The sequence below is a fragment of the Pseudarthrobacter sp. ATCC 49987 genome, from assembly GCF_009928425.1.
Taxonomy (GTDB): domain Bacteria; phylum Actinomycetota; class Actinomycetes; order Actinomycetales; family Micrococcaceae; genus Arthrobacter.
Genome location: NZ_JAABNS010000001.1, coordinates 1,561,098 through 1,581,956 on the forward strand (window position 1 = coordinate 1,561,098; position 20,859 = coordinate 1,581,956).

The window sequence follows — 20,859 nt, forward strand, 5'->3', positions numbered from 1 at the left end:
CAAGCGCTATGGCGCCGGGCCGGCCTGCAGCTGTTCGAGCTTTGTCAGCGCTGCCTTCTTGTGCGGCATCCTGGGCGTGGCCTCCACGGCACGCATGAGCAGCCGCAGCCGCAGGCCCAGCTCGGGTGCCCCCAGGAGCGCCCGCAGGGCCGGTAGTGCCCGCCCGGCGTCCACGTGCAGGGCGATGTCCACGGAGGTCCGCAGCGGACTGGAGACCATCAGCCCGCCCAAGCTCACGACGTCGAACGGGCCCAGGCGCACCTCGTGGAAGGTGCAGCCCCGGGTGGAGCGCAGGCTGGAAATCCGCCGGTTGGCGTCCACGAGCAGGGCGAGCCGGTCCGGTTCGGCGGCGCAGCCGTAGATCCAGGCCGCCGTCATCCTGCCCGCGACGACCCGCTGGCGGATGGCCGGACTGATGAGGACGGAGGCCGCGCGGGCCCGGAGCTGCGGGGTGGGCTGGGTCCCCGGCGGCAGGTAGCCGCGCTGGTAGAGCTGGGTCAGCACGCCGTCGGACGCCATCGCCTGAAGCTCGGGCCAGGTGAAAAGTGCCCCGGGGGAGTACAGCTCGGAAGCAGGCGGGGAAGCAGGTGGGAAGGGTGCCGGCGGGCCGTGAACAATGACCATACAGCCATCCTGTCCCGTCCCCGGAAAAGCGAACAGGCCCCGTCCCGGTCATGTGGATAACCGGTGCGGGGCCTGCCTCAAACAGCCTGTTGCCGTGGTGCTTTCGTGTTGTGGTGCCTGGCTAGGAGAGCTCGCTCGCTGACTTTTCGAGCTGTTCCAGCCACGCCTCACGGGCCTCGAGGGCTTCCTTGGCGGCCTTGATCTTGCGCTCGTCGCCGGCCTTCTCGGCCTTGGCCAGGTCATCCCGGAGTCCGGCAATCGCCGACTCCAGCTGCGTCAGCGCGCTGTTGGTGCGTGCCTTCGTTTCCGGGTTGGACCGCTTCCAGTTCTCGTCCTCGGCGTGGCGTACGGCGTCTTCGACCTTCCGCAGCCCGGCCTCGACGCGTCCCATGTCGGCGCGGGGAACCTTGCCGGCTTCCTCCCAGCGGTCACGGATGGACTGGAGCGCCTTCTTGGTGGCGGCGAGGTCCTTGATGGGAAGCAACTCGTTGGCTTCCGTCAGCAGGGCTTCCTTGACCACCAGGTTGGCGCCGTATTCCTGGTCGATCTCGTCGTTGGCGGCCTGGCGGTGCGTGAAGAAGACGTCCTGCGCGGCACGGAACCGGGCCCAGAGGGCGTCGTCATCCTTGCGGCTGGCGCGCGGGGAAGCCTTCCACTCGTCCATCAGGCGGCGGTATTCGCCGGCGGCAAAGCCCCAGTCGGTGGAGGAGGACAGCGCTTCCGCCTCGGTGATCAGCTTCTCCTTCGCGGCCTTCGCTGCCGAGTTGGTGCTGTCCAGCTGGGAGAAGTACGCACGGCGGTGCCGGTCAAAGACGGTTCGGGCAGCACGGAAGCGCTTCCAGAGGGCGTCCTCGTTGCTGCGGCCGAGCCGGACGCCGCTCTTCTGTGCGGTCTTCCAGCTCTCGAACAGTTCGTTCATCCGGGCGCTGGAGGTCTTCCACTGGATCTGGGCCGGGTCGTGGCCCGCGATCTCTTCGGCCTCGGCGACGATGGCCTCGCGGGCGGCCAGCTCGGCGGCACGGACGGCGTCGTGCTCGGCCTTCTCGGCCTTTTCGAGCTCGGAGATCTGTGTGGCCAGGGCATCCAGGCGGGCCTCGGCGGAGCGGAGGTCGCCCACCATGTTGCGCCCGGCAAGCTGCTCGCGCAGGTGGGTGACGGTCTTCTGCATGTCCGTGGTGGGCGCCTTGGAGCTCACACGCTGTTCCAGCAGGACAATCTGGGCCACGACGTCGTCGTATTTCCGGGCGAAGTAGCCCAGGGCCTCGTCGTCGCTGACGCCCGGGTACTGGCCGACAGGATGCTCCTCGCCGTCGACGGTCAGGAACACGTGGCCGTCGCCCTCGACGCGGCCCCAGCGTGCAGCTTCGGCCAGCGAGGCGGCCGAGGACCCGGAAGCCGGTGCGGCGGCCGGAGCCGCCGGTGACGGCTTGGCCTTTGGCCGGGCGGCGAACGCTGCCGGTGAGGGCGCGGGTCGCGCAGCGGCGGGAGCAGGTGCCTCAGTGGCTGCCGGATCCTCCGGCGCGCTCTCCTCGGCCGGGGCCTCGGGTGCAGCTGCCTCGGCCGGGGCCTCGGGTGCCTCAGCCGTGCCGGTGGACGCCTGGGCCTCGGCCGGAAAGGCCTCCGCTTCCTGCCCGGCCGCCGGTTCCGGCGCCGTGTCTGTGGGAGTGTCTGTCGCCTGCGTGGTCAATGAAGCCTCAGCTTCGGTTTCGTTGGCAGCTGCTGCTGACACTGTTTCGTCGGATTTCTGACTGTCTGTCACCGCTAGAAGTCTTTCGCTTGGAGGGAAATACCGGGGCCGGCGCCGCAAGGGCAACGGCTGGTTACTTCAGAGAGAACGAGTCTATCGTGACTGGTTCCGCAGGGGCGCCGTCCGTGGCGTTATCGCCCGGTTTGAGTCCGGCGGCAGCAATATTGACCACAACGTCCAGTCCCGAGGTCACCTTCCCCACCACGGTGTAGCCGCCTGCGGCATCGGCCGGAATGACGGTGTCCTTGTACACAATGAAGAACTGGGTTCCGTTGCCGTAGGCGTTTCCGCCGCTGCGGGCGACGGCGATGGTTCCGGCCGGATATGTGTTGTCCTGCGGGGTGTTTTCCAGCGGACCCCAGGTGTAGCCCGGATCGCTGCTCCCATCGCCTGCCTTGGAGCCGCACTGCAGGACGCCGAACGTCTCGGCCGTGGTGAGTCGGTGGCAGTTGAGTCCGGCGTAGAAGTTCTGGTCCGCGAGGGACTTGAAGACGGCGGCGGCCTGGGGAGCCTTCGTGCCGTCCAGTTCGACGCCGAGGGTGCCGGTGTTGAGCTTGAGTTCCCCGGTGAACGTCTGCCCGGCCGCCGTCTCCGGTTTCGGGATGTTGTCGGCGTTGCTGGGGGAGGCCGACGGCGTGGCAGAGGGCGAGGTCAGCCCGGCCTGCGCGGCCGCGTATTCTTCCTCGGTGGGATTGGAGGCGAAGACCGTCAGTTGCAGGACCAGCGCAACAACGACCGCAGCCGTACCCGCGCCGATGGCGAGGACATTGTCGCGCTTGCGGCGCTTGTCCTGCTCCTTGCGGAGCTCGCGCTTTGCCTCCATTTGCTGGACGCGCCGCTTGGCTTCGCGGGCGCTCCGTGAACTGGCCGCCAAAAGTCCTCCTGGGTGTCTGGGTGTAGGGCCGAAACCGGGCGGCGCAGGGGCGCCGTCGCAGGTTCAGCGGTAAAGCTGCCGGCAGTCAGTTTATGCTTTCTGTGCCCGGTCTCATTAGAAGATGCGGGCGCGGAAAGCATAAACTGACTGCCGCACACAGTTTATGCATGACCGGCCGCTCTGCCGCCCATCTGATCCCCGTTTCGGACGCCCCGTTTCGGCTCCACCACGGCGCAAGAGGTTCCGGCCGGTTTTACCTGAGGAGAAAATCCACCATGGCACGCACCGCCTCCCTGTCCGGATTCCCCGAGTGGCTTCCCGAGGAGCGGCTGGTGGAGCTGCATGTGCTGGACACGCTGCGCCGGGTCTTCGAACTGCATGGCTTTTCCTCCATCGAAACCCGCGCCGTGGAGACGGTGGGCCAGCTCCTGCGCAAGGGTGAGATCGACAAAGAGGTCTACGGGCTGAGCCGGCTGCAGGACGACGAGGGTGTAGATTCCGCGTCGCACAAGGGCGATCCGCACGCCCTGGCCCTGCATTTCGACCTCACCGTGCCGTTCGCCCGGTACGTCGTCGAAAACGCCGGCTACCTCGCTTTCCCGTTCCGCCGCTACCAGATCCAAAAGGTCTGGCGCGGCGAACGTCCGCAGGAAGGCCGCGCCCGCGAATTCACCCAGGCGGACATCGACATCGTGGGCGACGGCGAACTGCCGTTCCGTTACGACGTCGAGATTGCACTGGTCATCGCCGAGGCCCTCAGCGCCCTGCCGATCCCGGACTTCCTGCTCCGGATCAACAACCGCAAGCTGGCCGAGGGCTTCTACAACGGCATTGGCCTCACCGACACCGCCGGTGTGCTGCGCAGCATCGACAAGCTCGAGAAGATCGGCCCGGCCAAGGTCGCCGAGCTGCTCAAGTCCGAGCTCGGAGCCACGGACGAGCAGGCCCAGTCCGCCCTCAAACTGGCCTCGATCCGCACCGGGGACACGTCCTTCGTGGCGCAGGTGCGGGCTCTCGGGGTCAGCAACGACCTGCTCGAGGAAGGCCTCACCGAGCTGGAGCAGGTCATCGCGGCTGCCGTCCAGCGTGCGCCGGGCAAGGTCGCCGCGGACCTCAGCATCGCCCGCGGACTGGACTACTACACCGGAACCGTCGTGGAGACTGTCCTGGTGGGCCACGAACAGCTCGGCTCGATCTGCTCCGGCGGGCGCTACGACGCCCTCGCCAGCAAGGGCAACCGCAAGTTCCCCGGCGTCGGGCTCTCCATCGGCGTGACCCGGCTGGTCTCCCGGATCCTCAGCCAGGACCTCGCCAAAGCAACACGGTCCGTGCCCACCGCCGTGCTGGTGGCGCTCAACAGCGATGACAGCTGGGGCGCCGCCCAGGACGTCGCCGCGGAACTGCGCGGCCGCGGGATCGCCACCGAAGTGGCCGCGAAAGCGGAGAAGTTCGGCAAGCAGATCAAATTCGCCGACCGCCGCGGCATCCCCTTTGTCTGGTTCACCGACGACGACGGCAAACACCAGGTCAAGGACATCCGCACCGGCGAGCAGGTCGACGCCGATCCCGCCACCTGGGCTCCGGCAGCGGAGGACCTGCAGGTCCGGGTCCTGAAGGCCTAAGCGGCAGCCTTCCGGAGCCGCCGCCGCAGCACAAGGAAGCGGCCCGCCACCCCCACGGCCAGCACGGCCGCCATGCCCAGCACAGAGGCCGGCGGCAGGGTCACGGCCAGGAGCAGGCAGCCGAGGAAGCCCAGGACATTGAGCCAGCGCGGCGCATGCCAGGGACGCGCGGACAAGGTGAAGGCGGCGGCGTTCGTCACCGAGTAATAGACGAGCACACCGAAGCTGGAGAAGCCCACCACGGTCAGCACATTGGTGGTCAGCAGCAGCACGATCACGGCGGCGGCTACGGTCAGTTCGGCCACAAACGGAACCGTGTGCGCGCCGCCCACGCGGGCGAGCGGGGACGGCAGGTCGCGTTCCCGCGCCATCGCCATGGCGGTCCGGCCCACTCCCGTGATCAGTGCCAGCAGGGCGCCGAGGCACGCGGCGGCCGCGCCGGCCTGGACGAACGGGGCACCGGCGCTGAGCCGTGAGCTGGTGACGGCGTCGAGGAGCGGCGCCGCCGAGCCGGCCAGCTGCTCCGCCGGCAGATGCCACTGCAGCAGCAGCGCCAGCCCGAGGTAGATGACGAAGGCCACGGCCAGCGCGGCGAGAATGGCCCGCGGAATGGTGCGGGTGGGGTCCTTGACCTCTTCTCCCAGCGTCGCGATCCGGGCATAGCCGGCGAAGGCGAAGAACATCAGCCCGGCCGCCGGCAGCACGCCCCAGCCGCCCGCCTCGGCGGCTGCGCCGCCGCCGCCGCCGGCAGCATGCGGCCCCAGAATCGCCGCGGCCGCCACGAACGCCAGGGTGGCGAGCACCACGCCGAGCAGGATCCGGGTCAGCAGCGCGGTCCGGGTGATGCCGAGCAGGTTCACGCCGGTCAGGACCACGACGGCGGCCACGGCCAGCGGCGTCGCGAATTCCGGCGCCGCATAGTGGCCGAACGTCAACGCCATCGCCGCGCAGGACGCGGTCTTGCCGGTGACGAAACCCCAGCCCGCGATGAAGCCGGGCCACTCGCCCAGCCGGTTCCGCCCGTAGACATAGGTGCCGCCGCTGGACGGGTACTTTGCGGCCAGCTGGGCCGAGGACACCGCGTTGCAGTACGCGATCACGCCGGCCAGGGCCACTGCCACGGCCAGCAGGGGACCGGCCAGGGCGGCAGCCGGTGCGAACACCACAAACACGCCGGCGCCCAGCATGGAGCCAAGCCCGATCGCGGTCGAATCGAGAACGCCCAGGCGGCGCTGCAGCTGCCGCGGTGTGCGCTGGTCAGGGGACGGCTCGCTCTGGGGGCGGCTTGCCATGGCGGGAGGGGCCTTTCCAACGGGTAAACTCGAACGGGATCGTTCCTGTAGCGATCCTATTGAACATGAGTTCTGATTTCCCTCTGTCTTCTTCAGAAAGGCGTGCTGTGCTGCGCACACATGACCTCGGATCCCTTCGCTCCGAGCACATTGGACAAACCGTAACCCTCGCCGGCTGGGTCGGCCGGCGTCGTGACCACGGTGGTGTCGCCTTCGTTGACCTGCGCGACGCCTCGGGCGTGTCCCAGGTCGTCGTCCGTGAAGAGGAAGTCTTCCACGGGCTGCGCAACGAGTACGTGCTGCAGGTTACCGGCACCGTCTCCCGGCGCCCGGAGGGCAACGAGAACCCCGCGCTGGCCACCGGCGAGATCGAGGTCATGGCCGAGACGGTCACCATCCTCAACACCTCGGAGCCGCTGCCGTTCCAGATCGATGAGCACGTCGAGGTCGGCGAGGAAGCCCGCCTCAAGCACCGCTACCTGGACCTGCGCCGCCCCGGCCCCGCCCGCAACATGCGCCTGCGCTCCGAGGCCAATCGCGTGGCCCGCGAACTGCTCCACCAGGACGGCTACGTCGAGATCGAAACCCCCACGCTGACGCGCTCGACGCCGGAAGGCGCCCGCGACTTCGTGGTCCCCGCACGCCTGGCGCCGGGTTCCTGGTACGCGCTGCCGCAGTCACCCCAGTTGTTCAAACAGCTCCTCCAGGTCGGCGGCTTCGAGAAGTACTACCAGATCGCCCGCTGCTACCGCGATGAGGACTTCCGTGCGGACCGCCAGCCGGAGTTCACCCAGCTCGACATCGAAGCCAGCTTCGTCGAGCAGGACGACATCATCCGGCTGGGCGAAAGCATCGTCAAGGCACTGTGGAAGCTCATCGACGTCGAAATCCCGACGCCGATCCAGCGCATCACCTACCACGACGCCATGGCCCGCTACGGTTCGGACAAGCCGGACCTGCGCTTCGGGCTGGAACTCACCGAGCTTACCGAGTTCTTCAAGGACACCAACTTCGGCGTCTTCAAGGCACCCTACGTCGGCGCCGTCGTGATGCCGGGCGGCGCCTCCCAGGCCCGCCGCGCCCTTGACGCCTGGCAGGAATGGGCCAAGCAGCGCGGCGCCAAGGGCCTGGCCTACGTCCTCTTCAAGGAAGATGGCGAACTCGCCGGCCCCGTGGCCAAGAACCTGACGGACGCCGAGCGCGCCGGTCTGGCCGAGGCCGTCGGCGCCAAGCCGGGTGACTGCATCTTCTTCGCCGCCGGCGAGAAGACGCCGTCCCGCGCCCTGCTGGGTGCCGCCCGCGTGGAGATAGGCCACCGCACCGGACTCATCAACCCGAGCGACTGGGCCTTCTGCTGGGTGGTGGACGCACCGATGTTCGAACCCGCCGCGGCCGCCGTCGCGTCCGGCGACGTCGCCGTTGGTGCCGGCCAGTGGACCGCCGTGCACCACGCGTTCACCTCGCCCAAGCCCGAGTTTATGGACAGCTTCGACAAGGATCCCGAGTCCGCGCTGTCCTACGCCTACGACATTGTCTGCAACGGCAACGAAATCGGCGGCGGCTCGATCCGTATCCACCAGAGCGACGTCCAGGAACGGGTCTTCGAGCTGATGGGCCTGGACAAGGCCGATGCCCAGACGAAGTTCGGCTTCCTGCTCGAGGGCTTCAAGTTCGGTGCGCCTCCCCACGGCGGCATTGCGTTCGGCTGGGACCGCGTTGTCGCGCTGCTGGCCGGCGTCGAGTCCATCCGCGACGTCATTGCGTTCCCGAAGTCCGGCGGCGGCTTCGATCCGCTGACCCAGGCGCCCGCTCCCATCACGGCGCAGCAGCGCAAGGAAGCCGGCGTCGACTTCAAGCCGGAAGCCAAGAAGGCTGACGGCACCAAGTAGCCTGACGTGCTTGGCGGCAACGGCTCTCCGGGAAACCGGGGAGCCTTTGCTGTCGATGCTGCTGTGCCGGAAGTACCCGCGGGAAGGACAGGGCGGCGTGCCGGACGGAAGGGACCCCAATGGAACACGAATCGATGACCGGGCTTGAGGCGCTGATGGACGCCGCATGGCCTGCCGCCGAACGGGAAGAGTCCGGCGGCTGGGTCCTCCGTGCCGCCTCGGGTGTGACGCAGCGGGCCAACTCGGTCTGGCCCCGGGAGCCCGGCGTCGACGCCCACGCACAGCCCGCCGCGCTCCGGCAGGCACGCCTCTGGTACCGCAACCGCCGGCTGCCGCTCATCTTCCAGGTCTTCGAGGACCCTCGATACGCGCCGCTCAACGCGGTACTGGACGCGGAAGGATTCACCCGGCAGTCCGAAACCCTGGTGCTGGTCCGGGAAGGTGGAGCTGATTCGCCGGCGGCTCCCTCCGGCGTCGAAATCTCCGCCGGACCCTCCGCGGAGTGGCTGCAGCTGTGGTGGAGCGTGGACGGCCGCGGCGACGACACCGCCCTCGCCGTCGCCCGCGGGATCCTGGAACGCTGCCCCTCGCTGTACGCCCTCGTGCGGGACGACGACGGCGTGCCGGCCGCCGTCGGACGCCTCGCAGTCCCGCCGAACGGGGAAGGGGCCCTGGGCGGGCTGTACTGCATGGCCACACGCCCGGACGCCCGGCGGCGCGGCTATGCCGCCCGGATCCTGCGGGGCCTGCTGCAGGAGGGTGATGCCCGGGGCCTCGGCAGCTACTGGCTGCTCGTGATGGCCTCCAATGCAGGGGCCCGGGAACTCTACGCCCGTGCCGGTTTCCAGGCGGCGGGCCGGTACCTTTACCGGCAGGAACGTCCGAAGCGGCACCTGACGGGCTGCTAGCCAGCTGCCGCGTTCCGGACGGTTGGCAGGGGTTGAGGGCAGATGTCCTGGTGTTCCCCGCGTCAGGCAGCGGAGGGGACGAATATTCCGCCGAGAAACCATCCGGGGCTCCGGTGCCGGGCGGCCTGGACCTGGCAGCCACTTTGGCCTGTTAGGGTGGGCGGCGGTGCCGGGTCCGCGTGTCCCCCATGATTCGGGCCCGGCAGCACCAACAGCACCACGAGAGGCTCTTATGATGCGCTGGGAAACCTACGACGTCCGCAACAGCAAGAACACCGGGATGGGCAGCTTCAGCAGCAAGGAAGCAGCTGAATCACAGATCGAGCGATGGAAGATCCGGGACCGCCGCGGCGGCCGGCCGGACATCCGCGGCCTGATGCCCTACCTGGCTGCCCGTCCCGTCGAACAGCTCCAGGCCTAGATCTACCGCCCAGGGAGATACGATCAGCAGCACCGCCACCCGGGCCGCCTGCCTGTTATGGCACACCGGCCGGAGTCTTCGGCGCTCCATGCTGTGCCACACGTGGGGGAACGCGTCCGGAGGAGAGCCGGAACCTGCTGCGACTTTCGGGGCGGAGCCTGTGCGCCTTCCGTTTCATAGTGCAGGCCTAGCCGCGGAGAGGCAGTCAGTTCACCATTGGCAGGCTGAAGCGCCGCCGACAGGACCTCGCGGGCGGCAGCCGGGGCCGGGCGGGCGCCGGATCCCTGTACTCCGGGCGACTGTGCCCCGGCCAGCTGGACTGGCCAGCGGTGCGGGAATGCGCTGTGGCGCCTGATTCTGGACATGGGGGTCTCCTTCGGGTCCTGGGGTTCAGGGACGTCATTGTTCCCAGTGTCGAAGCCGCCGCGCCCTCTACGGTGCCGGCCCTGCTGACTGCCGCCCACGGGATTGCCCGGGCCCTCAAAGCGTCGTGCACGGATCCCCGAAGATGACGTAGCCAAAGCGAGGGAGTTACAGCTAGCCGGCCAACGGCCCGGACAGCCATTCTTTAGCTTCCTCTTGAGACCGAAGCCGCACAACGATGAGGTGCGGATATTCGTGGACAAGGCGGGGCACCGCAGCCTTGTAATTCTTCCTGGATCTAATGGCCCAGCGCACGATGTGGTCACGATCGGTGAGGAACGTCCAAAGCGGTGCTTCGATGTTGCCGTTCCACAGCTCTTCCCGGCTCCGCCGCCGGCGGATCGTGCGCCGGAGGAGGCGGGGCAGCGTGACGCTCACAAAGGGTAAGTCGAGCCACACCACCGTATCGGCGCTCTCGGCAAGCAGCGGCCGCGCGGCGTCGTACTGCCATTCGGTGGTCCACGATTCGCCCAGGACCAAGGAGCGCACATCGGCGAGGAACTCCGGCCGGGGCGCCCACGCGGGCCCGTGGAAGAGCGCGTCAATCTCTGCGTGCGGGCCTCCCGTTACGGCGGCGATTCGCCCGGCCAGAGTTGTATTCCCCACTCCTGACACCCCGGCCACAAGCACCCGCTTCGGGGGATGTGCAAGGGGGTCGCTATGAGAGTGCATGGGTAGAGCTTAGGCACGTTTGTTCGGGAACGGTCGCTGTATGGAGGTGTGGCTTTCAGCGCGGGAATAGGTAGGAAAAGCGTTCCCACGCGGATTGCCGGGTCATCCCCAGCGACGCACCAATGCGCGCCCATCGCACTCTCGCAGCAGGGCGTCCCTGAAAAAGATTCCCCGCGGGCTCCGACACTGCAGGTCGGGACTGACTCGAGCCACCCTAAAGTACCTGGTGGACGCTGGGGCGAAGACAGGTGCCTGGCAGCAGGGTGTCGCTGACCGTCGGCGGCGCGGAAAGTTTGCGCCGACGGCCCTGGACATTGTCCTGGCCGGGAACGCGATTGTGCTTTGAAGACCATCGACATCCGGGTCGCCAGCTGCTGCCGGCGCCCGTCGCGCTGCCCGGGGCCGGTTCGTGAAAAATGTCGTAGGCATCTGAAATTCTGGGTGTATGGAAAGCACGGACTGGAGTGCGGATGGCAGGGCGGCCCTGGCGGCTGTCGGGGTGTTGACTGTGGCGCTGGATTCCGTCACTGGGGCCTGCGCCGACGCTGACGGCGGTGGTCCGTCCGGGGCGGGTGACGCTGGCCCGCCCGGCGCCAGTGTCCGCCGGGATGCCGATCCGTTGCGGGAACTGGCGGATGATTGCCTGGACGGGCTGGCCGAGGTCGCCCGGTGGGAGGCGCGGGCCGCGGCGTTGAAGGTCAGGCTGGCCGCTACCTATCTGCGGGCCACCGAAGCTGTGGCGGCACCGGCGGTGGCACCGCACGATGCCAAGTGCCAGGAGATGGCGGTGACGGCTGAGGTCGCCTGTGTCCTGACCGTGAGCGAACGGACCGCAGGTGCCTTCGTGTCCGACTGCCAGGCGCTGACGAGGGGTTTGCCGCTGACCCTCGCGGCACTCACGGCAGGGACCATTTCGTGGGCGCACGCCCGGATCATCGTCGACGAAACCTCCGGCCTGGACCCGGCCGGGGCGGCCGGGCTGGAAGCGCACTTCCTGGACCCGGCCGCACCGGACCCGGCCCGGGGCTGCCCGGCCGGGGAACTGGTTCCGTCACGGTTCCGGGCCAAGGCCCGCACCTGGCGGGAACGCCACCACCGGGACAGCATCGAAACACGCCACACCAAGAGCGCTGCGGACCGGCGGGTCGAGTACCGCCCGGACTCCGACGGGATGGCCTGGTTCTCCGCGTACCTGCCGGCCGATACCGCGGCGGGGATCTGGGACCGGACCACCGCCGCCGCCCGGGCCCTCCAAGGCCCGGACGAGGTGCGGACCCTCACCCAGCTCCGCGCCGACATCGCCGCGACCTGGCTGCTCACCAGCGGACTCGCCGACGGCGAAGTGGCGGGCGGGGGTGTGCCGTCGCCGCGGGCGCAGGTCCTGATCACCGTCCCCGTCCTGTCCCTGCTCGGCGCGGGTGAGGAACCGGCGGTCCTGGACGGGTACGGGCCGATCCCGCCCTCGATGGCCCGCCGCCTCATCGCTGAGGGCGCGGATTCCTTCTACCGGGTCCTGGTGGATCCGCGGGACGGGGCGCCGCTGGAAATCGGCCGGTCCAGCTACCGGGTGCCGAAGGCAGTGCGGCAGTGGCTGCGGCTCCGCGACGGGAAGTGCCCCTTCCCGGGCTGCAACAACCAGTCCCTGGACAACGACGCCGACCATCTCCTGGCCTGGGCCGACGGAGGCACCACCGGGATCTCCAACCTCGGCCAGCCGTGCCGCAAACACCACGGCCTGAAACACTCCTCGGCCTGGACACCGGCCGGGGCCAGCAAAGACGCCCCGCCCGGGTGGACGTCCCCGTCCGGACGGCACTACGCCAGCGAACAGCAGGACTGGGAACCACCCCACTGGCCGGACCGCCTCCAGGCCATGGTGACACTCCTTGCCGAATGCGTACCCGAGGATCCCGGCCCTGATCCCGATTCCGAACTGCCCCCGGACCCCTTCCCGGACTGGCGCCTCTTCACGGCAGGACACCCATGGCCCGCCACAGCCATGGACGATCCGGGCTGGACGGAGCCACTCGAGGACCCTTGGCTGGAAGACCTGCTGCTCCAACACGGCTGAGCGACTCGTTGGGAGCACTCCAGCGGGGCTGTCCGGAAGGAACGTGATCACCTCTCCGCCATGTTCGTCCAGGCTCAACCGTGTGACGACTGACCGCACGCCACCCGCCGGCCGGGTCGGCCCTCTCATCAGGGGCAGTTTTCGGTGTCCGGCCCTTCGGTCAGCTCGCGTCGACGAGTGGGGGAGGTGTCGGGTGTTCGTTGTCGTCGCCAAGGGGCGTAGCGGCCACACCTGTGGTGGTTCCGCTCAGCGTGTCAATGTAATCCAGAGTCTTGGGACTGACGTGCCGCACGGCCGCCAGGGCGTCCCGGAGAACGCCTCTCTTGGGGTCCGCACCGAGGGCGCCTCGGAGGTCCATTACGGTCTCGATGCCGAGACGTTCGAAGACGCGCGTCATGTCGTCTGCCTGGGCAAGACGGCCAGGCGAGGGCCAGCTGATGACTTCCGAGAGCTCCCCCGTCTCAAGGTGCCGGCGGAACCCGCTGGTAGTGGCGGCATCGGGCCATGCCTCAACCAGGGCGAGAACGCGGGGCATGACGGTCGCATGGTAGTTCTGCCGTCGCTGCAGCGTTGCATCGACAATGATGGCCCCGATGTGGTCCCAACCACGGGCGACGTCGGCCGGGGCGTCTGTGCCCTGTGAGTCGGTGAATTCCGGAATGTTGGCATCATCGTTGTCGATAGTCATAAGAGAATTCTTCCATGTGCCGGTAGGGCGTGCGGCTGCGCCGGCCGGAGAACGATCGGGACGAAGGGCACATGCCACATGCGCATCTATGCCGAACATCCCGACCTCACACGCGCTCTAAGCCTGTTGGAGAACGCCGATGGTATCGTATGTGCATCGTGCCTTCCCTCAATACCCCGGTAAACAACGGGTCCGGCACCTGAAAAGGAAGTGGTCTTCTCGCCCGAACCCCGCGTCACTGGGATGTCGGGCAGAAGGGGCGTGGCGGTGAGGTGGCGCCACCCGGGCAGTGAAGCCGGCGCGGGCGCGCTGCGGCTACGGTTCGACCGCACCGGCGTCACCATCACCCTCGCGCCGGAGGAGTAGCCGCAGGACATCAGCAGCCGGGCAGCGAAGCGGCCGACGTTCCATCTGCAGATGTTGGGGGATGGAGCGGCGGCCTCTTCTATCCCGGCGGGTCCGTGACCAGGATCCGCACCGCACACAGGTCCGCAGCGGCCTTCTTCAGGACCGCGGCGCGCGGATCCGGAACGTCCAGGAACGGCAGCCTCGGCCGCGCAGCGCACTGCTTGAGCACCGGTTCGGCGAGAACCTGTTCGGCCAGCGTCCGGTCGCCGCCGGGCGCCAGGTACTCGATCCGGTGGTCCGCGAAGATCCGGGCGGCATGGTCCGCCACAGCCTCCACCAGGGCATCGGCCTGGTTCGCCCGGCGACGGGCGAAGCGCTGCTGGGACCAGCCCCCGGCGGCGGTCCGGGACTGGACATGGCGTGTGCCGGTTTTGGCGGCGAGCACGGCACCGCCGCTGACCACGGCCACGGAGTAGCCGCCCCGGCGGACCAGGACGGCGCCGATGCAGCGGGGCTGGGACGCCAGGGACGCGAGCCGGGAGACGGCGTCGCTGCCGCGCCCGGGGCGCCCGTCCGCCGGCCATGGTGGCTGAAGCAGCGCCACTGCCCCGTCCGCGGCACGCAGCTGCAGCCCGCCGTCGAGCTCCTCCTCGGCCAGGCCGCCGTGGCTTGCCGCGAAACGCTCCACCCAGCCCGGCAGACGGTCACCGGAGACGAACGCGACGCGGGTTTCGGGGCTTGCCATGGCGCGGGTCTCCGTTGTGAGGGTGTCGGGGCGGGCGGGAACTAGAAGTAGCCTATCTATGTGGATGATCTCTTTGGCGCAGGACGGGACGGCGGCGCCGCTATCGAGGATGACGGCGACGCCGACGAATCCGGTGACGGCCAGCCCGCCCGCCGCACCGCCTCGCCGCGCAGCCCGCTGGCCGTCCGGATGCGGCCGCGGACGCTCGATGACGTGGTGGGCCAGCAGCACCTGCTGGGGCAGGGCTCGCCGCTGCGCCAGCTCGCCGCCGGCACGGACGCCACCGGCCCCGCAGGTCCCAGCTCGCTGATCCTCTGGGGGCCGCCCGGCACCGGAAAAACCACGCTCGCGCACGTTATCGCCAAGGGCCCCGGCCGGAAGTTCGTCGAGCTCTCCGCCATTACCGCCGGGGTTAAGGACGTCCGCCGCGTCATGGAGGAAGCCCTCACCGCCCGGGACCTCTTCAAGACCACCACGGTGCTGTTCCTGGACGAGATCCACCGCTTCAACAAAGCCCAGCAGGATGCCCTCTTGCCCGGCGTCGAGAACCGCTGGGTGGTCCTGGTCGCCGCGACCACCGAAAACCCCTCCTTCTCCGTGGTGTCCCCGCTGCTGTCTCGGTCCCTGCTGCTGACGCTCAAACCGCTCACCGACGCCGACGTCGAGGCACTGCTGCTGCGCGCCGCGGCGGACCACCGCGGGCTCGGCGGCAAAGTTGAACTCAGCGACGAGGCCCTGGGCCACCTGGTCCGTCTCTCCGGCGGGGACGCCCGCCGGGCGCTGACCGCGCTTGAGGCGGCGGCCGGCGTCGCGTTCGGGGACGCGGACGACACTGACGGAATCTCCGGGGCGGCCGGGGACGCTCCCGTGACGATCGAGCTCAAACACACGGAACGGGCCCTCGACGTTGCCTCGGTTCGCTATGACCGCGCCGGCGACCAGCACTACGACGTCGCCAGCGCCTTTATCAAGTCCATCCGGGGTTCAGACGTCGACGCCGCCCTGCACTACCTCGCCCGGATGCTCGAGGCGGGGGAGGACCCGCGGTTCGTGGCCCGGCGCATCGTCATTTCCGCGGCCGAGGACGTTGGTATGGCCGACCCGACGGCGCTGCAGACCGCCGTCGCCGCCGCCCAGGCGGTGCAACTGATCGGCATGCCCGAAGGCCGCATCATCCTGGCCGAGGCCGTAGTCCACCTCGCCACCGCCCCCAAATCCAACGCCGCGTATATGGGCATCAACCAGGCGATCGCGGACGTCCGCGCCGGCCTCGGCAACGGCATCCCTGCCCACCTGCGGGACGCCCACTACCCGGGATCCAAACAGCTGGGCCACGGGCAGGGCTACAAATACGCCCACGACGCGCCGCACTCGGTGGCCACCCAGCAGTACCCGCCGGATGACCTGGTCGGCCGCAACTACTACGAGCCGACCGCCAACGGCGCCGAGCGGGACATTTCCACCCGGCTGGAGCGGCTCCGCAGGATTATCCGGGGCACGTGACCGCGGGCCCGGAAATTGCCCGTTGACTTCCGGTGCATGAGGTCTAACGTGGATTTAAGTCCGACCTCAGGTCGGCAGCCGGCATCGCCGGACCCTCTCATCACGCCGGCACCTGCACTTAAGTTCCTAGGTCGTGTGTCCCATGCCCGTAAATTACGTCACAGCCCTGGCAGTCAAGTCCTTTGATGTACCGGACAAGAAGCGGTGCCCGGACAACGCCGAATTCGACCTTGTCACCGTGAACGACTTCTCGGTGGCGCGGCTCATCCTCGGCCCCGGTTGGCGGTGGTCCGAATCCATCAGAGACTTCGAGGCGACCGAGGTGTGCCAGCACCACCACCTTGGATTCTGCATCTCCGGGGTCATGGAAGTGGAATCCGCCGACGGGCTGCACTCCACCATCCAGGCCAACGACACCTATGCGATTCCGCCGGGCCACGATGAATGGGTGGTGGGAACCGATCCGTTCGTGGCCGTTGAGTTCCTGGGCGCGGCATCCTTGGGCCGGCGCTCCGGCAGGGGTGTGCACGCCAGGACCTGACCGGCCGACCTGACCGGGCGGCCGGTGCCGGCATGGTAAGGTTGTTCGTTGTCTGGCAAGGCACGGACGCACAATCCACCTGATTTCGGCATTTTATGCTGTGCAGAAGGGTTTGCCCTGTGCCCAGTAGCAAAAGGCAGCGGTTGGCCGATGCTCTCCATCGTGGAGGCCAGTAACACTGACACACCGCAGATATTGGAAGGACACAAGTGGCTAACAACACTCGTGCTCGCCGTACCGCACGCCTTTCGCGTGCACTCGGCATTGCTCTGACCCCCAAGGCCGCCAAGTACATGGAGCGCCGCCCGTACGGCCCCGGTGAGCATGGCCGTGCCCGCAAGAAGCAGGACTCCGACTACGCCGTACGTCTGCGCGAAAAGCAGCGTCTGCGCGCCCAGTACGGCATCCGCGAAGCCCAGATGACCCGTGCCTTCGAAGAAGCACGCCGCACCAAGGGCCTGACCGGTGAAAACCTGATCGAACTGCTCGAAATGCGTCTCGACGCCCTCGTGCTGCGTGCCGGCTTCGCCCGCACCATCGCCCAGGCCCGCCAGCTGGTTGTCCACCGCCACATCCTGGTCGACGGCATCCGCGTTGACCGCCCGTCTTTCCGCGTCTCTGAGGGCCAGCTGGTCCACGTTCACAGCCGCAGCGAGTCCATGCCTCCGTTCCAGGTTGCAGCAGCCGGCGCTCACCGCGACGTCCTGCCCATGGTTCCGGCATACCTGGACGTCAAGCTTGACGCCCTGCAGGCACGCCTGGTCCGTCGCCCGAAGCGCTCCGAGGTCCCCGTGACCTGCGAAGAGCAGCTCGTCGTGGAATTCTACGCACGCTAGATCCAGCGCGACACCTTACAAAGAAGCCCGTGGCAAGCGCCGCGGGCTTCTTTGTATGTAAGGTACTTGGGGGAGTTCTGCGGTTGCCGGCTGTGTCAGCCGGCGGCGCCCGCAGGGACACGACGCAACAAGGAGATGAACGACTATGACTGGTGGCGATATTGCCGGCCTGATCGCGGCCGGAGTGTTTGCACTGCTGGTCCTGCTGCTCGCCGTGCCGATCCTCAAGCTCGGGGGAGTGTTTGACGAAGTGCGGACCTCCATCCGTTCCATCAGCGACGGCGCCACTCCGCTCATGGACGAAGTCACGGCGACCGTTTCCACCACCAACGAGCAGCTCAAGAAGGTCGACGGGATCGCGAGCAACGTCTCCGACGCGTCCGCCAATATCTCGGCGCTGTCCTCGCTCGTGGCCGCCACTGTGGGTTCGCCGCTGATCAAGGTCGCCTCCTTCAGCTACGGCGTGCGCTCGGCCTTCACCGCCCGTAAAAAGCCCGCCACCGGCCGCCGCAGCCGCTAATTCCAGCTGGAGAACCTGACATGAACAGAATCATCTGGATGGGACTCGGCGTCGCCATCGGCGTCATCGCGTTCCGCAAGATCACCGAAGCGCAGTCCAATCTGGGCCCCGAGGGGCTCAACCGGGCGGTTGGCCGGCTCGCCGACGGCCTGTACGACTTCGCTGACGCCGTGCGCGAGGGCATGAACGAGCGCGAGACCGAACTCCGGGCCGCCCTTGGTATTGACGCGGGCCTTGAAATGGCCGTCAGCAAGGGTGCCGCCGGCAAGGATGCACTCCGGCGCTAGCCGGGAGAGAATGAGGAAGAAGGCGGCACCCGCACACAGGGCCGCCGGCACGGCCGGAGGCCGGAACCAGACCGTTCCGCGGTCCATACGCGTGAACACGAACGCAGTGAACAAAAAACACAGTGAACATAAACACAGTGAATATTGAAGGGTACGTAATCAGCTCATGAAGTCGCAGGAGATCACCAAGCGCTGGATCGACTTTTTTGTCAGTAAGGGCCACACGGCGGTTCCCTCTGCTTCCCTGGTCTCCAGCGACCCCTCCCTGCTGTTCACAGTGGCCGGCATGGTCCCGTTCATCCCTTACCTGACCGCCCGGGAGGAAGCGCCCTACAAGCGCGCCACCAGCGTGCAGAAGTGCATCCGGACCGGCGACATCGAGGAAGTCGGCAAGACCGCCCGCCACGGCACCTTTTTCCAGATGTGCGGCAACTTCTCCTTCGGCGACTACTTCAAGGAAGACGCCATTAAGTTCGCCTGGGAGCTGCTCACCACGAGCGTTGACGACGGCGGGTACGGACTGCCGCCCGAGCGCCTCTGGGTCACCGTCTACGAAGAGGACGACGAGGCCGAGCAGCTCTGGCTCAAGAACACCGGAATGCCCGCCGAGCGGATCCAGCGGATGGGCAAGGCGGACAACTACTGGTCCACCGGCCAGCCCGGTCCGGCCGGCCCCTGCTCCGAGATCTACTACGACCGCGGCCCGTCCTACGGCGTCGAGGGCGGCCCGATCGCGGACGAGAACCGCTATGTGGAAATCTGGAACCTCGTGTTCATGCAATACCAGATCGACAACGTGCGCTCCAAGGTGGACTTCGACATCACCGGCGAACTGCCCAAGAAGAACATCGACACCGGCCTCGGCATGGAGCGCCTGGCGATGATCCTGCAGGACGTCGAGAACATGTACGAGACGGACCAGGTCCGCCCTGTCATCGACAAGGCCGCGGCCCTCTCCGGCCGGGAGTACACCTCCGCCGAGTCCGCCGCCGACCCGCACCACACCGACGACGTCCGGATGCGCGTTGTCGCCGACCACATCCGTTCCTCCCTCATGCTGATCGCCGACGGCGTGACCCCCTCCAACGAAGGCCGCGGCTACGTGCTGCGCCGCCTGATCCGCCGTGCCGTGCGTTCCATGCGCCTGCTCGGCGTCGAAAAGGCTTGCCTGTCCGAACTGCTCCCCGCTTCACGCGACGCCATGAAGGGCGTTTACCCGATCGTGGAGACGGACTTCGACCGGATCAGCCGGATTGCCTACGCCGAGGAGAAGGCGTTCCTGCGCACCATCGCGTCCGGCACCGCGCGGCTCGAGGACGCCGTCCAGGAGTCCAAGGCTGCGGGACACCCGCTCTCCGGCGCCGATGCCTTCGCCCTGCACGACACCTACGGCTTCCCGATCGACCTCACGCTCGAAATGGCTGAAGAGGCCGGGCTCAAGGTCGATGAGCCGGAGTTCCGCAAGCTCATGCTCGAGCAGCGCCAGCGTGCGCAGGCCGACGCCAAGGGCAAAAAGGGCTCCCACGCCGACCTCAGTGCCTTCCAGGAGCTGCTGTCCGCCGGAGAGACAGTTTTTACCGGCTACACCGAGCTCACCGGTGAGTCCAAGGTCCGCGGCATCCTCGCCGGCGGCCGCAAGGTCTCACAGGCGTCCACGGGCGAGGAAATCGAGCTGGTCCTCGCCGAGACCCCGTTCTACGCCGAAGCCGGCGGCCAGGCCGCCGACACCGGGCTGATCACCGGCGACGGCTTCGTCGTCGAGGTCCTGGACGTCCAGCGGCCCATCAAGGGCCTGAGTGTGCACAAGGCGATTGTCCGCGAGGGCGAAATCGGCGCCGACTCCCTCGTCCAGGCAGCCGTGGACCGCGAACGCCGGCACGCCGCCGAGCAGGCCCACACCGGCACGCACATCGTGCACGCGGCCCTGCACCAGATCCTCGGCCCGGAAGCCCTGCAGCGCGGCTCGTTCAACAAGGCCGGCTACCTGCGCTTCGACTTCGCCTGGGGTGAGGGGCTGAGCCCGGCCACACGCTCCGAAATCGAGGAAGTCTCCAACATCGCCATCCGCAACAACTACCGGGTGGAGACCAAAATCATGGGTCTTGCCGAGGCCAAGGCCCTCGGCGCCATGGCACTCTTCGGCGAGAACTACGGCAACGAAGTCCGGGTCGTGGAGATCGACGGCGCCTGGTCCCGTGAACTCTGCGGCGGCACCCATGTCGAGAACACGTCCCTGATCGGCAGCCTGTCCCTGCTCGGGGAGCAGTCGGTCGGCTCGGGAAACCGCCGCGTCGAGGCCTTCGTCGGCATGGACGCCTTCCGGCACCTCGCCGCCGAACGCGCGCTGGTGACCGAACTCACCGACATGCTCAAGGTTCCCTCCGGTCTGCTCGCGGACCGGATCGCCACCACGCTGACCAAGCTCAAGACTGCCGAGAAGGAACTTGAGCGCCTGCGCAAGGAGCAGCTCACGGCAGCCGCCGGGCAGCTCGTGGGGACCGCCAAGGACGCCGCCGGCATCAAGGTCATTGCCCACGACGCCGGCCAGGTCAGCGGCGCGGACGACCTCCGTGGCCTGGCCCTGGACCTGCGGACCCGTCTCGGCTCCGAGCCGGCCGCCGTCGCGGTCGCCGGGGTCAGCAACGACCGTCCGGTCATCCTGATCGCCACCAACGAAGCCGCCCGGACGGCCGGTGTCAAGGCGGGGGCCCTGGTGCGCCTCGCCGCCGGAATCCTCGGCGGCGGCGGTGGCGGCAAGGACGACGTCGCCCAGGGCGGCGGCACGGACGCCGCCAAGGTCGGCGCGGCACTCGCCGCCGTCGTGGACGCCATCACCCGGCGATAACGG

The 20,859-nt window shown here is 68.2% G+C and carries 18 protein-coding genes; 11 read left to right on the forward strand and 7 right to left on the reverse strand.

The window, feature by feature from the left end:
* Nucleotides 1–6: 6 nt before the first annotated feature.
* The 3 genes from GXK59_RS07500 to GXK59_RS07510 form a co-directional block, all read right to left on the reverse strand.
* Nucleotides 7–624 (reverse strand): hypothetical protein, encoded by a 618-nt coding sequence (locus tag GXK59_RS07500; protein ID WP_160665639.1) that lies wholly within the window; start codon nt 622–624, stop codon nt 7–9.
* Between the two features lie 121 nt (nt 625–745).
* Complete coding sequence (locus tag GXK59_RS07505) at nt 746–2,383, reverse strand: DUF349 domain-containing protein (RefSeq protein WP_160665641.1); 1,638 nt, start codon at nt 2,381–2,383, stop codon at nt 746–748.
* A 61-nt stretch (nt 2,384–2,444) separates the two neighbouring features.
* Entirely contained in the window at nt 2,445–3,245 is an 801-nt protein-coding gene (locus GXK59_RS07510; protein WP_160665643.1) for a peptidylprolyl isomerase, read from the reverse strand.
* 275 nt (nt 3,246–3,520) lie between these two features.
* On the opposite strand from GXK59_RS07510, the gene hisS reads away from it, so the two are divergent.
* A complete protein-coding gene (gene hisS, locus GXK59_RS07515; protein ID WP_160665645.1) occupies nt 3,521–4,867 on the forward strand; it encodes a histidine--tRNA ligase in 1,347 nt (448 codons plus the stop codon).
* Here the strand turns inward: hisS and GXK59_RS07520 are convergent.
* Nucleotides 4,864–6,159, reverse strand: a complete 1,296-nt coding sequence (locus GXK59_RS07520; RefSeq protein ID WP_160665647.1) for an APC family permease — start codon at nt 6,157–6,159, stop codon at nt 4,864–4,866. The two genes, hisS and GXK59_RS07520, sit on opposite strands and share 4 nt — an antisense overlap.
* 107 nt (nt 6,160–6,266) lie before the next feature.
* On the opposite strand from GXK59_RS07520, the gene aspS reads away from it, so the two are divergent.
* From aspS to GXK59_RS07535, 3 genes are all read left to right on the forward strand, one after another.
* Entirely contained in the window at nt 6,267–8,048 is a 1,782-nt protein-coding gene (aspS, locus tag GXK59_RS07525) for an aspartate--tRNA ligase (RefSeq protein WP_160665649.1), read from the forward strand.
* Between the two features lie 119 nt (nt 8,049–8,167).
* Nucleotides 8,168–8,956, forward strand: a complete 789-nt coding sequence (locus GXK59_RS07530) for a GNAT family N-acetyltransferase (RefSeq protein ID WP_160665652.1) — start codon at nt 8,168–8,170, stop codon at nt 8,954–8,956.
* 232 nt (nt 8,957–9,188) lie between these two features.
* Nucleotides 9,189–9,377 (forward strand): hypothetical protein, encoded by a 189-nt coding sequence (locus GXK59_RS07535; protein ID WP_160665654.1) that lies wholly within the window; start codon nt 9,189–9,191, stop codon nt 9,375–9,377.
* Nucleotides 9,378–9,914: 537 nt separating this feature from the next.
* On the opposite strand, the gene GXK59_RS07540 is transcribed toward GXK59_RS07535, so the two are convergent.
* On the reverse strand, nt 9,915–10,406 hold the full coding sequence (locus GXK59_RS07540) for an AAA family ATPase (RefSeq protein WP_337248062.1): 492 nt from the start codon (nt 10,404–10,406) through the stop codon (nt 9,915–9,917).
* A 511-nt stretch (nt 10,407–10,917) separates the two neighbouring features.
* Here GXK59_RS07540 and GXK59_RS07545 point away from each other — a divergent pair.
* Nucleotides 10,918–12,543, forward strand: coding sequence for an HNH endonuclease signature motif containing protein (locus GXK59_RS07545; RefSeq protein WP_160665658.1), 1,626 nt, complete (start codon nt 10,918–10,920; stop codon nt 12,541–12,543).
* 160 nt (nt 12,544–12,703) lie between these two features.
* On the opposite strand, the gene GXK59_RS07550 is transcribed toward GXK59_RS07545, so the two are convergent.
* Both GXK59_RS07550 and GXK59_RS07555 read right to left on the reverse strand, forming a co-directional pair.
* Entirely contained in the window at nt 12,704–13,231 is a 528-nt protein-coding gene (locus tag GXK59_RS07550; protein ID WP_160665660.1) for a hypothetical protein, read from the reverse strand.
* Between the two features lie 445 nt (nt 13,232–13,676).
* Nucleotides 13,677–14,324: an acVLRF1 family peptidyl-tRNA hydrolase gene (locus GXK59_RS07555; protein ID WP_160665662.1), complete on the reverse strand. Its 648-nt coding sequence runs from the start codon at nt 14,322–14,324 to the stop codon at nt 13,677–13,679.
* 60 nt (nt 14,325–14,384) lie between these two features.
* Between GXK59_RS07555 and GXK59_RS07560 the strand changes: the two genes are divergently transcribed.
* The 6 genes from GXK59_RS07560 to alaS all read left to right on the forward strand — a co-directional run bounded on the left by GXK59_RS07560 (nt 14,385) and on the right by alaS (nt 20,856).
* Nucleotides 14,385–15,827 carry a replication-associated recombination protein A gene (locus GXK59_RS07560; protein ID WP_160665664.1) on the forward strand — a complete coding sequence of 481 codons (1,443 nt, stop codon included), beginning with the start codon at nt 14,385–14,387 and terminating at the stop codon, nt 15,825–15,827.
* A gap of 142 nt (nt 15,828–15,969) precedes the next feature.
* Nucleotides 15,970–16,368 carry a hypothetical protein gene (locus GXK59_RS07565; protein WP_024364982.1) on the forward strand — a complete coding sequence of 133 codons (399 nt, stop codon included), beginning with the start codon at nt 15,970–15,972 and terminating at the stop codon, nt 16,366–16,368.
* A gap of 209 nt (nt 16,369–16,577) precedes the next feature.
* Nucleotides 16,578–17,204 carry a 30S ribosomal protein S4 gene (gene rpsD, locus GXK59_RS07570; RefSeq protein ID WP_024364981.1) on the forward strand — a complete coding sequence of 209 codons (627 nt, stop codon included), beginning with the start codon at nt 16,578–16,580 and terminating at the stop codon, nt 17,202–17,204.
* 145 nt (nt 17,205–17,349) lie between these two features.
* A complete protein-coding gene (locus GXK59_RS07575; protein WP_160665666.1) occupies nt 17,350–17,724 on the forward strand; it encodes a DUF948 domain-containing protein in 375 nt (124 codons plus the stop codon).
* Between the two features lie 20 nt (nt 17,725–17,744).
* Nucleotides 17,745–18,011, forward strand: a complete 267-nt coding sequence (locus GXK59_RS07580; RefSeq protein ID WP_237393815.1) for a DUF6167 family protein — start codon at nt 17,745–17,747, stop codon at nt 18,009–18,011.
* A gap of 166 nt (nt 18,012–18,177) precedes the next feature.
* Nucleotides 18,178–20,856, forward strand: coding sequence for an alanine--tRNA ligase (gene alaS, locus GXK59_RS07585; RefSeq protein ID WP_160665668.1), 2,679 nt, complete (start codon nt 18,178–18,180; stop codon nt 20,854–20,856).
* Nucleotides 20,857–20,859: the final 3 nt, after the last annotated feature.

Excerpts from the sequence above, each read along its gene's own strand:
- GXK59_RS07500 (WP_160665639.1), bottom strand. The coding sequence starts at position 624 with ATGGTCATTGTTCACGGCCCGCCGGCACCCTTCCCACCTGCTTCCCCG.
- hisS (WP_160665645.1), top strand. The coding sequence starts at position 3,521 with ATGGCACGCACCGCCTCCCTGTCCGGATTCCCCGAGTGGCTTCCCGAG.
- GXK59_RS07520 (WP_160665647.1), bottom strand. The coding sequence starts at position 6,159 with ATGGCAAGCCGCCCCCAGAGCGAGCCGTCCCCTGACCAGCGCACACCG.
- GXK59_RS07530 (WP_160665652.1), top strand. The coding sequence starts at position 8,168 with ATGGAACACGAATCGATGACCGGGCTTGAGGCGCTGATGGACGCCGCA.
- GXK59_RS07535 (WP_160665654.1), top strand. The coding sequence starts at position 9,189 with ATGATGCGCTGGGAAACCTACGACGTCCGCAACAGCAAGAACACCGGG.
- GXK59_RS07545 (WP_160665658.1), top strand. The coding sequence starts at position 10,918 with ATGGAAAGCACGGACTGGAGTGCGGATGGCAGGGCGGCCCTGGCGGCT.
- GXK59_RS07550 (WP_160665660.1), bottom strand. The coding sequence starts at position 13,231 with ATGACTATCGACAACGATGATGCCAACATTCCGGAATTCACCGACTCA.
- GXK59_RS07555 (WP_160665662.1), bottom strand. The coding sequence starts at position 14,324 with ATGGCAAGCCCCGAAACCCGCGTCGCGTTCGTCTCCGGTGACCGTCTG.
- GXK59_RS07565 (WP_024364982.1), top strand. The coding sequence starts at position 15,970 with ATGCCCGTAAATTACGTCACAGCCCTGGCAGTCAAGTCCTTTGATGTA.
- GXK59_RS07575 (WP_160665666.1), top strand. The coding sequence starts at position 17,350 with ATGACTGGTGGCGATATTGCCGGCCTGATCGCGGCCGGAGTGTTTGCA.
- GXK59_RS07580 (WP_237393815.1), top strand. The coding sequence starts at position 17,745 with ATGAACAGAATCATCTGGATGGGACTCGGCGTCGCCATCGGCGTCATC.
- alaS (WP_160665668.1), top strand. The coding sequence starts at position 18,178 with ATGAAGTCGCAGGAGATCACCAAGCGCTGGATCGACTTTTTTGTCAGT.